Origin of the sequence: Lysinibacillus macroides, assembly GCF_001281525.1 — a bacterium.
In the GTDB taxonomy this organism is placed as follows: Bacteria; Bacillota; Bacilli; order Bacillales_A; family Planococcaceae; genus Lysinibacillus; species Lysinibacillus macroides.
In genome coordinates this window covers 980,055-993,634 of the sequence record NZ_LGCI01000010.1, presented here as the reverse complement: position 1 = coordinate 993,634, position 13,580 = coordinate 980,055, and the positions used below count along the sequence as shown (strand labels likewise).

Annotated in this window: 11 protein-coding genes; 7 read left to right on the top strand and 4 right to left on the bottom strand. The window is 39.7% G+C overall.

Annotated elements, in window-relative coordinates; genetic code table 11:
• Positions 1–9: 9 nt before the first annotated feature.
• A complete protein-coding gene (locus ADM90_RS19665; RefSeq protein WP_053996595.1) occupies positions 10–504 on the top strand; it encodes a YtxH domain-containing protein in 495 nt (164 codons plus the stop codon).
• A 55-nt stretch (positions 505–559) separates the two neighbouring features.
• Here ADM90_RS19665 and ADM90_RS19660 read toward each other — a convergent pair whose 3' ends face one another.
• Positions 560–2,713: a cell division FtsA domain-containing protein gene (locus tag ADM90_RS19660; RefSeq protein WP_053996594.1), complete on the bottom strand. Its 2,154-nt coding sequence runs from the start codon at positions 2,711–2,713 to the stop codon at positions 560–562.
• Positions 2,714–2,886: 173 nt separating this feature from the next.
• Between ADM90_RS19660 and ADM90_RS19655 the strand changes: the two genes are divergently transcribed.
• Positions 2,887–3,972 (top strand): bifunctional 3-deoxy-7-phosphoheptulonate synthase/chorismate mutase, encoded by a 1,086-nt coding sequence (locus tag ADM90_RS19655; RefSeq protein ID WP_053996593.1) that lies wholly within the window; start codon positions 2,887–2,889, stop codon positions 3,970–3,972.
• Between the two features lie 217 nt (positions 3,973–4,189).
• Entirely contained in the window at positions 4,190–5,194 is a 1,005-nt protein-coding gene (ccpA, locus tag ADM90_RS19650) for a catabolite control protein A (RefSeq protein ID WP_053996592.1), read from the top strand.
• Positions 5,195–5,360: 166 nt separating this feature from the next.
• Here ccpA and ADM90_RS19645 read toward each other — a convergent pair whose 3' ends face one another.
• From ADM90_RS19645 to ADM90_RS19635, 3 genes are read right to left on the bottom strand one after another with little or no spacing between them, the layout of a single operon-like run.
• The gene (locus tag ADM90_RS19645) at positions 5,361–6,521 is read right to left on the bottom strand and encodes an acetoin utilization protein AcuC (protein ID WP_053996591.1); all 1,161 of its coding nucleotides are present in this window, start codon (positions 6,519–6,521) and stop codon (positions 5,361–5,363) included.
• The gene (locus tag ADM90_RS19640) at positions 6,521–7,168 is read right to left on the bottom strand and encodes an acetoin utilization AcuB family protein (RefSeq protein WP_053996590.1); all 648 of its coding nucleotides are present in this window, start codon (positions 7,166–7,168) and stop codon (positions 6,521–6,523) included. The genes ADM90_RS19645 and ADM90_RS19640 overlap by 1 nt, the downstream gene beginning before the upstream one ends.
• 26 nt (positions 7,169–7,194) lie before the next feature.
• Positions 7,195–7,827 carry a GNAT family N-acetyltransferase gene (locus tag ADM90_RS19635; protein WP_053996589.1) on the bottom strand — a complete coding sequence of 211 codons (633 nt, stop codon included), beginning with the start codon at positions 7,825–7,827 and terminating at the stop codon, positions 7,195–7,197.
• A 330-nt stretch (positions 7,828–8,157) separates the two neighbouring features.
• On the opposite strand from ADM90_RS19635, the gene acsA reads away from it, so the two are divergent.
• From acsA to argB, 4 genes are all read left to right on the top strand, one after another.
• Positions 8,158–9,885 (top strand): acetate--CoA ligase, encoded by a 1,728-nt coding sequence (gene acsA, locus ADM90_RS19630; RefSeq protein WP_083448623.1) that lies wholly within the window; start codon positions 8,158–8,160, stop codon positions 9,883–9,885.
• A gap of 595 nt (positions 9,886–10,480) precedes the next feature.
• Entirely contained in the window at positions 10,481–11,515 is a 1,035-nt protein-coding gene (gene argC, locus ADM90_RS19625; protein ID WP_053996588.1) for an N-acetyl-gamma-glutamyl-phosphate reductase, read from the top strand.
• Between the two features lie 34 nt (positions 11,516–11,549).
• The gene (gene argJ, locus ADM90_RS19620; protein WP_053996587.1) at positions 11,550–12,782 is read left to right on the top strand and encodes a bifunctional glutamate N-acetyltransferase/amino-acid acetyltransferase ArgJ; all 1,233 of its coding nucleotides are present in this window, start codon (positions 11,550–11,552) and stop codon (positions 12,780–12,782) included.
• Positions 12,745–13,530, top strand: a complete 786-nt coding sequence (gene argB / locus ADM90_RS19615) for an acetylglutamate kinase (RefSeq protein ID WP_053996586.1) — start codon at positions 12,745–12,747, stop codon at positions 13,528–13,530. Before argJ ends, argB begins: the two co-directional genes overlap by 38 nt.
• Positions 13,531–13,580: the final 50 nt, after the last annotated feature.

The following is a 13,580-nucleotide window of genomic DNA, read 5'->3' as shown; positions in this document are numbered from 1 at the left end:
ATTGTTTGCATGATAACTAACAAGCCAAATTTTAACGAAGTAAAGGAACAGCAACTTGAAAGTTCATTACCACAGCTTTATCATCCGCAGGAATCGATTTACGAAGAGGAGCGTGTAAATATGAAAGATTTTGTGATTGGCGCATTAGTTGGAGGAATCGTAGGGGCAGCGGCAGGTCTATTATTAGCACCTAAATCAGGAAAAGATTTACGTAGCGACGTAGCTGTACAAGCTGTTAGTTTAAAAGATAAGAGTGCAGATTTTTCCACAACTGCCAAAGATAAAACATTACAGCTTTCTAAACAACTTCAAGAGCAATCTTCACAATTAGTAGAAAAGGTAAAAACATTAAAAACAGCGAAAGCACCAACTGTTTTTGATGATGGGACCGTTTCATTTGAAGGTGAAGAACCACTAGAGGATTATACACCTAATGAGGAACCAACGGCCGAAGAAACAACAGTGCAGGCTGCTGAAGAGGCAACTGAAGAAGTGCGTGCATAATGTGATGCATTGTAAAAGGGCTACGTTACATATTTTCGTGTAACGTAGCCCCTTTTTACATAATTGGTGATTGCTCTAATAAAATTTCTAATTTATCTCCACCGAAAATTTCCATATCAAAGCTAGCGGGTTGCCCATTTCTTAAAATCGTGAAATTTCCTTTAAAGCTGGTAGGTAGCTGCCAATTAGAGAAGCGGAACACATCCTGATAAATCCAACGACTGCGATCCTTTTCTCTAAATACAATTGAAGATCTATTAGCCACTGTTGAAAGAGGCGAAACGACCACCTCATTGACAAGTGCCTCATTTGCCGTTTTTGATAGTTCTAACACTTCATTTTGGAAATGAACAGTTATTTTATCCTCCAGTAAAAGATTCATCTGGTCTGCAATTCGTTGTACAGTTGGTAGGGCCTGTTGCTGAAAGCTAATCACATCCCCATCCTGCACGCCATAGCTTAATTTAGCTGCTTTTCCATTAATCAGTAATTGCGAAGAAAATTCTGGCAAATATAAGGGTTGTCCATTCACTTGAATCGTGTAGGACTCAAATTGCTTGAGTAAATGCCAATTATTTGTGATTTTAAAGGCATCTTCGATGGTTTCAGCGATATCAAATGTAACGATATCACGATCCTTTAATACGGTATCTAGTGATGCAGGGGTATGATTCACCGAAATTTTTGGTTCAATCACATACTTGGTATTTTGGATGGTAATGGTTTTAATGGCCGCAGGATCAACAATGTCTCGGACAGTAGCCGTTGCAGGCTGTCCATCTTGCCCTTCAATAAGCTGAATAGCATCTCCCGTTTTAATAAGTGTTTTGGTTGTGGCTTGTTGCCCGTTTACTAATATTTCGGCAGGCTGTCCGTGTCCACCTGGAATAAAAATATCCTGCCCATTCACATGGACGGATAAGCCATGACCAGGTTTTCCATATAATTGCTTTGCTCGAATATTCGCTGCTAGAAAAGCATCTGCCACGGTCATTTCTTTTAATTCAAAAAGACGTACAACCTGATTATTGACGGTTAGACTCATATACTGAATCGGCATTTTTTTAGCAGCAATTGCAATCCCTATTGGCGTCACTAACTCTGGTGAGGTTTTAATATGCTCTTCTTTTGTAAGATTCTGAATAGCATCAATGCCACGAACAGCTATGCGATTTGCTGGTAAATCAAGAATATATCCAAGCTCTGCTGGCAGGTTAGGTGTTAAACTACCACCGCCAACGAGCATCACTGCTTTAGGTGCTGTTTGATTATTTAAACGTAAAATTTCCTCGCCAATGGATTTTGCGAGCTGCTTAACAGCTGGTGCAATGGCTAATAAAACCTCATCCTTTGGAAAATACTGATCAAAGCCTAAAATATCTTGGATCAATATATCTTCCTCTGTTTGGAGTTGTCGCTTAGCATTTTCTGCGACAGGGAAGTCTAGTAAATAATGATCACTTAATGCTTCGGTAATTTCATCGCCGGCTGTTGGCACCATTCCATAGGCAACAACGGTACTTTTATCGGTAATGGCAATATCTGATGTACCAGCACCTATATCGACCAATGCCACATTTAAGCGACGCATCGTTGGTGGAATGAGCACATTAATCGCTGCAATAGGCTCTAATGTTAATGCCTCCATCTCTAAATCAGCACGCTTTAACGCAGCAATCAATGATTCGACAACAACACGTGGCAGGAAGGTAGCAATCACCTCAATTTGTGCCTCATCGCCTTGCTGATCAAGCAAGCTACCAATTTCCTCGCCATCCAAGCGATAATAGAGAACGGAGTAGCCAACACAATAATAATGGCTAATTTTTGCATCCTCTTTTTGCTGTAATAGTTGCTGTTGAGCTTGCTGGACAGCCTGAAGCTCCAAGCGACTAATATCTTCCTCTGTAAAAATTGGTCGATTTCGTATATTGATGGTCACGCTTGCTTGTTCTGTTTTTAAAGATCGTCCAGCTGCAGCCACACTTACCTTTGTTAAAGGACCGTGTTTTTCTTCAAGCTCATGTTTGATTCCCTTAATTAATTCCGCTACATACATGACATTATGTATTTGCCCATCTACCATGGCACGTTCTTTATGCTCTTTCACTAAAATATCTTCCACATGGAAATGGTCGTTTTCCTCTTGGAGGATAATACCAACCACTGAGCGTGTACCAATATCAAGTGCAAATAATTTAGAACTCAATGTAATCGCTTCCTTTCTTATGATACCTGAAAACAATTTAGCGAGTTGAAGCGCTAAATTAAAAATGCGTGACATTCTGCACAACATTGATTATAATATTGCTAATATCTAAAAATGTAACATACATTTCAGAGTTCTGAAAGTGTCTGTCATAATGAGAGGAGCAACAACGCATGAGCCAAAAAGATTTAGAAAGCTTACGCAGTCAAATAGACGGCTTAAATTTAGAAATTCTTCGTCTAATTAACGAACGTGCAGCTGTAGTTGATGAAATCGGTAAAATTAAGGAAAAACAAGGTGTTAATCGCTATGATCCATTACGCGAAAGACATATGCTTGATCTTATTAAGCAACATAATAATGGTCCATTAAACCAAATGACGGTTGATTATATATTTAAGCAAATCTTTAAAACAGCTTTAAAGCAACTTGAAGCAGATAAGAAAAAAGAATTGCTTGTATCACGTAAGAAAAAATCTGAAGATACGATCATTAACATTAATGGTGAATTAATTGGACAAGGTAAGCCATCATTTGTATTCGGTCCTTGTGCGGTAGAATCTTATGAGCAAGTAGCAGCAGTTGCAGCCTCTATTCAAGCAAAAGGTGAAAAATTAATTCGTGGCGGTGCTTATAAACCACGTACTTCTCCATATGACTTCCAAGGTCTAGGATTAGAAGGGCTTAAAATCTTAAAACGTGTATCAGAGGAATATGGTTTAGCTGTTATTACAGAGATTGTAACACCTAGTCATTTAGAGGAAGCATTAGATTATATTGATGTGATCCAAATTGGTGCACGTAATATGCAAAACTTTGAACTACTAAAAGCAGCAGGAGCTACAAATAAACCTGTATTATTAAAACGCGGCTTAGCTGCAACGATTGATGAATTTATTCATGCAGCAGAATACATTATGTCAAAAGGTAATGAAAATATTATTTTATGTGAGCGTGGTATCCGCACTTATGAAAAAGCCACACGTAATACACTAGATATTTCAGCTGTCCCAATTTTAAAACAAGAAACACATTTACCAGTTATGGTAGACGTAACGCATTCAACAGGTCGTCGTGACTTATTATTACCATGTGCGAAAGCAGCCATTGCTATTGGCGCTGACGGTGTTATGGCAGAAGTGCATCCAGATCCATCTGTAGCTCTTTCTGACTCACAGCAACAAATGGATATTCCAACATTTGATGCGTTCTATGAAACACTACAAAAATTCATGAAAAACTATGAAGTTCATGCTTAATGATTAATAGTAAACACCGCTTGCTTACTTTTGCAGGCGGTGTTTGTTGTATCGTGACAAATTAATGGCTAGAATATGACTATTTATACTTGGGTTTATGTAGTTCTTCTTGAAAGTCATATGAAAATTATCGTATGATAGGGCTATCAACGGTTCTTTATCATCCATTTTATTATTGATGATGAATCTTATAATTAGGAAAAGGGAGGCACGTACGATGACTGTTACAATTTATGATGTTGCAAGAGAAGCAAATGTTTCTATGGCAACGGTTTCTCGTGTAGTCAATGGCAATCAAAATGTAAAGCCAGCAACACGAAAAAAAGTATTAGAAGTAATTGAACGATTAGAATACCGTCCAAACGCAGTAGCGCGAGGTTTAGCAAGTAAGAAAACAACAACAGTTGGCGTGATTATCCCAGATATTGCAAATAATGTTTATGCTGAGCTGGCTCGTGGGGTAGAGGATATTGCCACAATGTATCGTTATAATATTATTTTGGCCAATTCAGATCAACATGAAGATAAAGAGTTACAGCTACTCGATACAATGCTAGGGAAACAGGTAGATGGTATTGTTATGATGAGTGATGAAGTAACGGAAAAAATGCAACAAACCATGGACCATTCCCCCGTACCAATTGTACTTGCAGGCTCGGTAGATGAATCTCAAACAATCGCTACTGTAAATATTGATTATTTCCAAGCAGCCTATGAAGCCGTTTCTTTATTGATTCAAAATGGTCATACACGGATTGGCTTTGTAACAGGTCCACTTTCGTATACAATTAACGGCAAATTCAAGCTAGCAGCCTATAAGAAGGCATTACAGGATGCTGCACTACCAATCGATGAAGCTTTAATTGCTGCAGAGGAGTCTAGTTATGATATGGGCTTAGAGGCTTGGGAGAGGTTAGCTGCACTTGATAATGCGCCTACAGCTTATTTTGCAGGCAGTGATGAATTAGCGATTGGTTTAATTCATGGGGCACAGGATGCAGGGAAAAATGTACCAGACGATATTGAGATTATTAGCTTTGAAAACTCAAAGTTAGCGCGAATGGTTCGTCCACAGCTTACAAGTGTGGCGCTGCCGCTTTATGATATTGGGGCTGTTGCAATGCGTCTGCTTACTAAATTGATGAGCAAGGAGCCTGTGGAGGATGAGGCAGTAATTTTACCACACCGTATTGAGCATCGACAATCTGTTAAAAGTAAATAAGGAAATAGCAACACGTAAATCTGATGATAGCGGATTTACGTGTTTTTTGTTGCTAAATGGATAGCATGAGAAGGGGTGGATGGATATCTTCAAATGACGGATAGAGTGGTATGACAGTGCTATCAATCGAATGAAAAAAGCCCCACAAATAATGTGAGGCTTAAGGTTAAACTCGTTTTTCATTACGAATAATATGTAGCGCTTTCGCTAACATTTGTGCATTCTTTTCTTCAATTTCAGCTTTTCGTGGGATTGCCTCATATAAAGGCTTTGGGTCTTCCCAAGTTGGAATTAATGGAACGGGTGCTTCAGGCTGCCAACGATCCAGCCATGCTTGTGGTAATGGACCAGTTGGTAGCGCTTGATTTGTCATTTCGAGCCATAGCATAGCCCAAGCACGGGGCACTACTCGCCAAATATCATAGCCCCCACCGCCAACAGCAATCCATTTACCATCACAATACTCATGGGCTAATTGGTGTGCAAGCTTTGGAATTTCACGATAAATATTCATTGTGCCATGTAAGTGTGTTAATGGATCAAAGTAATGAGCATCAGCTCCATTTTGGGTTAACACAACATCTGGCTTGAAAAATTCAAAGATCTCGCGCATGGATTGCTCATAAATGTCTAGGAAACTTTCATCCTCTGTAAAAGCATCCATTGGAAAATTAAATGAGGTCCCATAGCCTTGACCATTTCCTCGTTCTGTAATATTTCCTGTTCCTGGGAAAAGGTAACGACCTGTTTCATGGATAGATAATGTACAGACATTTGGGTCTTCATAAAAGCTCCATTGCACACCATCTCCATGATGCGCATCTGTATCGACATAGAGTACACGGGCATTGTATTTTTCCTGTAAGTAACGGATAGCAACTGTACTATCATTGTAAATACAAAAGCCCGATGCGCGTCCACGAAAACCATGGTGTAACCCGCCACCAAGATTGAGGGCATGCTCTGCCTTTCCTTCCATCACATAATCTACAGCTGTCAATGTTCCACCAACAAGCTGTGCACCTGCTTCATGCATATTTGGAAAAATAGGTGTATCTTCTGTACCGATCCCATAGCTTTCACCTTGGGCTTCTGATAATTCACCGTGTCCTGCTCTTTTTACGATATCAATATATTTTGGATCATGTGCCAGCAACAGCTCCTCTTCTGTTGCCACACGAGCTGGTACAATATCGACATCATTGAGTGCATTGCTATTTTTTAATAAGTCCATTGTTAGCGTCAAGCGTTTATGGTTGAAAGGATGTGTATCTGAAAATTTATATCCGAGTTGTTCAGGTGAATAAACAAATACTGCCTTTTTCATTATAATGAAACACCTGGTAAATTAGGCCATAATACATCAAAGCCCTCTTTGCGAAGGTCTTCAATCATGGCTAAAGGATTGAGTGTTTTTACTCGGATGCTTAAAATTTTATTTTGTGTATTTTCAGAGTCAGGATAAACTAAGACGCTTTGGACATTGGCATGGTGTTGATGAAATATTTTCGTGATTTCAAATAAAATTCCTGGCGTATCAGATACACGGATATCAATTTTGGAGCCAGGTTCTGTAGCACCTGTTAACTCTATATATGTATAGAGTAAATCAGTGGTTGTGACGATTCCTACTAGTTTTCCTCCAGAGACAATAGGTAAACAGCCTACTTTCGATTCATAAAAGGTAAGCGCTACCTCTTCAACAAAATCAAGCGGATGAGCAATCAGTGGGTTCTTCACCATAATTTCCTCTACGTGTGCATGAAAAATAGGAGAGTTCGGTTCATCTTGTAGTGGTGAAGGTAAAGCTTCTTTAATATCTCGTTCTGTAATCACGCCTAGCACATGATGCTCCTTATCTACTACTGGTAAATGACGAACTTTTTTTTCACGCATTAGCTTTAGCGCTTCAAGCACTGTATTGCTAGGAGCCAATGTGTAAGGATTATCATTCATAATTTCTTCTACGATCATCTATACATATCCCCTTTGTGTTGATTTTAATACATGAAACGATTTCTAAAACGAAGCTTATCAAATCTTTCCATTGTTTCAGTAGATACGCGTTTTCCTTCGCGTGCCATGAGGCAGTTTGCTGGGTGTGATGTAATTTCAGGATCATCTGTAGCAAAATATTCGAAACCAGCTGAACTCATCATCTTCTCCATCATTTTGCGATAATCCCAAACATTTAAACCAGTTCCCTTTAAATCCCAATGCCAATAATATTCAGTAGTAATCACTAGATAATCTTCCATTTCATCCCCCATAAACGAAACGGCTAGCAATGCCTTACCTGCTCCTGTGCCACGATATTCGGGAATCACTTCGATAGCACCTAGTTCAATCATATTATCGATGCGATCCTCAGCCCACCGTTCAAGTGGATCAGGATAAAGGTAAGTAACATAGCCAACGATGGTATCCTCTTTGCGTATAATAACAATGCGCCCTTCAGGAAGTCCTGCAATGTCTATGATGGCTTTCTGCTGTTGTTTTGGGGGTCTAAAGGCAACTAAGCCTTCATGGAAGGAATATGCCGCTAATTTTTCTGGAGGAACAGGTCCTTCCACATACACAGTACCATGCTTTGTTTCCTTTGTGACAGAAAAAAAAGTTTTTTTATGTTCCATAATTACACCACCTGAGTTTAATAATTACATTATAGCTGATTTCTTGCGGAAAAACGTTTATTTTTGCAAAATATACCTATATTTTTGGAAAAATAAAAATATTGAGACATTCTATGTGAATTCGTGTAAAATAGTATTATATTGCTTCTGTTATTTAACAGATGAAAGTAGTATAAACGATATTTTAAGTGTTTTTACTATGTTTATCTGTTATATAACAAATGTTGCATCATTATTTTTCCTTGATGGAAAATCGTGAATAACAGCAGAGGGGATTGCTCATATTCACGATGTATAGTCAAAGGTAAATGCAAAGAAAGGGGTATTTTCATGGGGATGAAAATGAAAGAGAAGTTAGCTGCTTTAGCTGGCCAGCACCATCTAACAAATTATGAGGAAACAGCAAAAACGCATAATTGGGCTGATACGGAAAAAGCATTTAGCTGGTTCGAAACAGGTTTAGTAAATATGGCGTATGAGGCAATTGATCGTCATACAGAAACGTATCGCAAAAATAAGGTTGCGCTTTATTTTAATGATGGGAAGCGTAAAGAGGCATACTCTTTTAATGACATGAAAAGGCTAACAAATAAAGCGGCAAATGTCTTTAAAACAACTACGAATCTACAAAAAGGGGATCGTTTATTTATTTTTATGCCACGTTCACCTGAACTTTATTTTTCATTATTAGGTGCGTTAAAAATGGGCGTCATTGTCGGGCCATTATTTGAGGCTTTTATGGAAGGCGCTGTCTATGATCGACTGGCAGATAGTGAAGCAAAAGCAATCGTTACAACACCAGAGTTACTTAACCGTGTACCTTTAGCTAAATTACCAAAATTAGAACGTGTTTTTTTAGTGGGTGAAGGAATAGAGGAAACAGAGCAAATATTAGATTTTAAGAAGCATTTAGAAGAGGCTTCTAGTCAATTTGATATTGAATGGGTGGATCGAGAAGATGGAATGATTCTTCATTATACATCTGGTTCCACAGGTGCGCCAAAAGGAGTGCTACATGTCCATAATGCGATGATTCAGCAATATCAATCAACACAGTGGGTGCTTGATTTACGTGATGATGATATTTACTGGTGTACAGCCGATCCAGGTTGGGTAACGGGAACTGCTTACGGCATCTTTGGTCCATGGTTAAATGGCGTGACAATGTTAATTGTTGGTGGAAGATTCTCACCACAGGCATGGTATCAAGCTATTGAGGACTATAGTGTAACTGTTTGGTATAGTGCCCCAACAGCGTTCCGTATGCTGATGGGTGCGGGCAGTGGCTTGCTTGAAAATTATGATTTATCATCGCTACGACATGTTTTATCGGTTGGTGAGCCATTAAATCCAGAAGTCATTCGCTGGGGGGTAGAGGAGCTAGGACACCGTATACATGATACATGGTGGATGACAGAAACAGGCGCTCATATGATTTGTAACTATCCTTCGATGGATATCAAGCCAGGCTCTATGGGAAAACCACTCCCTGGTATTTATGCAACGATTGTTGATGATACGGGTGAGGAGGTACCTCCATTTACAATGGGGAACTTAGCTATTCGACGAGGCTGGCCTGCGATGATGCGCCAAATTTGGGGCAATCCAGAGCGCTATGAATCCTATTTCTTAAAAGGTGAATGGTATGTATCTGGAGATTCTGCCTATATGGATGAGGATGGCTACTTCTGGTTCCAAGGGCGTGTGGATGATGTTATTATGACGGCTGGTGAGCGTGTAGGGCCGTTTGAGGTAGAAAGTAAGCTACTAGAGCATCCAGATGTGATTGAAGCAGGCGTAATTGGTAAGCCTGACCCAGTACGTGGAGAAATTATTAAAGCCTTTGTAGCATTGCGTGATGGTGTTGAGCCTTCCGATGCATTAATTGAGGATATACGTGATTTTGTAAAGAAGGGCTTATCTGCTCATGCAGCACCACGAGAAATTGAATTTAAGGACAAGCTGCCAAAAACGCGTAGCGGAAAAATTATGCGTCGTGTATTGAAGGCATGGGAATTAAATTTACCAACAGGTGATTTATCAACAATGGAAGATTAAAAGACCCGTCGATATTTATACAATAGATGCATAAAAAGGGGCAAGAATTCCTTCGATGAACGAAAGGATTCTTGCCCTATTTTTTCTGATACTTACAATTGTATAGAAGTAAGCGGTATCTTTTCTTGAACTACTCGCCACTTAGCTCACGCTTGAAGTGGGAGATTCCTGCGAACACCAACGTAACCGCCAGTTTTTTAGCAGGCTACCCTCGTAGTCCCTACGATTGATACGAGATTCGTATGGTCTTTCAATCTTGTTTTCGGTTTGCCACTTGGTTTTCGTGCCATAGGTTTACAGTGATCTCGTGCGACTCTTGAAAGCTATTGGCGAACGATAGCCAGCAGACGAGTTCTATTTATACACCTACTACTACAGTAGAATCGTTCAAGAATATTATACCCTCAAGAAGGCATGTTGGCTATCGCCAACCGACATTCATCTCCCACTTACTCATGGGGCTACACCTTACACATTCCTTGGAGTGGGCGTCTTCTGTCGGAAAACGATAAAAATTATAATTAAATAAAAATTCAGTTGACTTAATAATTATGCAGACGTATACTATTTTTAACTTATTTCAGAGGTGAGCGCATTGAAAGTAGGTATTGTTGGAGCAACAGGATATGGCGGATTGGAACTTATTCGATTTTTACATAATCATTCAGCTGTAGAGCAGATTGAGTTATTTACATCTTCTGAGGAAGGCGTCATTTTTTCTTCTAAGTTTGGACATCTTGTGCAAATTGCTGATACACCCTTACAAAAAATTGATCATGACGTTTTGGCACAATATGACGTCGTGTTTGCAAGTACACCTTCTGGGGTGACAAGTGAGCTTTTACCACCATTAGTAGGGAAAGGTCCGAAATTGATCGATTTGTCTGGTGACTTCCGATTAAAAGACCCGACAAGCTATGAAACATGGTATGGCAAAAAAGCTGCACCATTCACAAGCCTCCAGCAAAGTGTTTATGGCTTAACAGAATGGAATTCAGAAGCTATACGACAGGCAACACTGATTGCCAATCCTGGTTGCTACCCAACGGCTGTTTTATTGTCGTTATTACCATTGCTAAAAGAGCAGTTAATTGATCCAAACTTTTTAGTTATTGATGCCAAAAGTGGTATTTCAGGAGCTGGGAATAAGCCATCACAAACAACGCATTTTAGTGAGGCCAATGAGAACTTCTCGATCTATAAAATGAATACCCATCAACATATCCCGGAAATTGAGCAAGCTATTTCGATATTTGCACATGTAGATACAACGATTACATTTAATACACATTTAGTACCGATGACAAGGGGTATTTTAGCAACAACCTACGCTCCTGTCTTGCCAGGTATTACGGAGGCACAGCTAGTTGCTTGTTTACAGACAACCTATGAAAAACATCCATTTGTGCGGATTGTGACAGATAGTAATAGCTTAGCAACCAATCGTGTAAAAGGTTCCAATTATTGCGATATTTTAGTGAAGGTGGATAGCCGTACAAACCGTGCCACAATTGTTAGCGTGATTGATAATCTTGTCAAAGGAGCAGCAGGGCAGGCGATCCAGAATATGAACGTTCAATTTGATTTACCCCAAACAACAGGGCTAGATGTTGTACCATTCTTTATTTAGCAACTGTGACTTTTCAATCAAAGGAGGAAATGGAATGACCATGTCGACATCCACAAATAGTATAAAAAAATTATCAAGTAAAAATATTGTTTCACCAAAGGGTTTTAAGGCAGCAGGGCTACACTGCGGTTTAAAGCATAAGAAAAAGGATTTAGCGCTTTTAGTAAGTGAGGTTCCTGCTAGTGTTGCAGGTGTTTTTACAACAAATGCTGTGCAGGCAGCGCCATTAAAAGTCACAAAAGAAGTAGTTTACACAACCAAAAAAATGCAGGCAATGATTGTGAATTCTGGTAATGCCAATGCCTGCACAGGGAAGCAAGGTCTGCAAGATGCACAGACAATGCAAACACTGGCAGCTGAAAAATTGGGCATTGCAGCAAATTTAGTAGGTGTTTGCTCAACAGGAGTGATTGGGGAAATCATGAAAATGGAACCAATCATTGATGGGATTCAAAAGCTAGAGCCAAAGGACAATTTAGAAAGCGCCATTGATTTTGCACAGGCTATTTTGACAACGGATACTGTGATGAAAAACACAAGCTATAGTACGACTGTGGATGGCAAGGAAGTTATTATTGCTGGCGTAGCAAAAGGGTCAGGGATGATTGAGCCGAATATGGCAACGATGCTTGGCTTTATTACAACTGATGCCAAAATTGAAGCAGATGTTTTACAAGCAACACTCGCGGATATTACGAATTTAACATTTAATGCGATTACAGTGGATGGAGATACATCTACAAACGATACGGTGGTTGTTTTAGCAAATGGCTTAGCAGGCAATGATACATTAACACCTGAGCATCCAGATTGGCATCATTTTTACTATACACTGAAAACGGTAGCGGAAGATTTAGCAAAAATGATTGCGAAGGATGGCGAAGGTGCTACAAAGCTAATTGAGGTCGAGGTTGAAGGGGCTATTTCAGACGAGGAGGCACGTAAAATTGCTAAATCAGTTGTTGGTTCACCACTTGTCAAGACTGCTGTATTTGGCTGTGATGCCAATTGGGGACGTATTATTGCAGCAGTAGGCTATAGTGGTGCAGTGGTTGATCCAGATAAAATCACCATTCAAATTGGTGGGGCAACAATGGTTGAAAATGGAGAGCCAGTGCCTTTCTCAGAGGATGAACTAATTCAACTCTTAAAAATGCATGAGGTAAAAATTTATGTGTCTCTTGGTATAGGTGAGGGCAAGGGGCATGCGTGGGGATGTGACTTAACCTATGACTACGTTCAAATCAATGCATCATACCGCTCGTAAACGTATGGTCATCAAGCTTGGAGGCAGTACACTCGCGGGCTTAAATGAAGCATTTTTTGAAAATTTTAAAAAGCTACAAGAGAGCGGTATAGAGCTTATTATTACCCATGGTGGCGGTCCTGCTATTAATCGTGAACTGGCGGCTCGAGACATTGCATCACATACGTTAAATGGCATACGTGTGACAAATGAAGCAGCTATGGAAGTTGTCCAGTCAACATTAATAGGAAAAGTGAATCCTGCATTAGTTCATGAATTAACGAGCGCTGGCATTGCAGCAATTGGCTTAAATGGTTTTGATGGTCAGCTAATGGTCGCAGATTTTTTAGATAAAGATACGTATGGCTATGTTGGCGCTGTTCAAGCTATCAACACATCATTGCTTGAAGCGCTCTTACATGCAGGGATTGTCCCTGTTATTGCTTGTGTTGGTGCACATGAAGAAGGGCAGGCATTAAATATTAACGGAGATACAGTTGCAAGTGAAATCGCATTAGCTGTAGGAGCAGATAGCTTACTACTAGTAACAGATGTGAGTGGTATTCGTATTGATGATGAGTATCAAGCAACAGCCACACCTGCCTTAATTGAACAATGGATAGAAGAAGGGCATATCTATGGGGGGATGATCCCAAAAGTACAGGGTGCTCTCGATTGTTTACATGCAGGTATTCCTGCTGTCCAAATTGTGGGAGAAGCATTAATAGGTACAACAATTGTAGCTTCCAGTAAAAGCTACTCCTCATAATGGTTACATCCTTAAAGTATAGTGTCATAAGAAGAACATTTCAATAATAG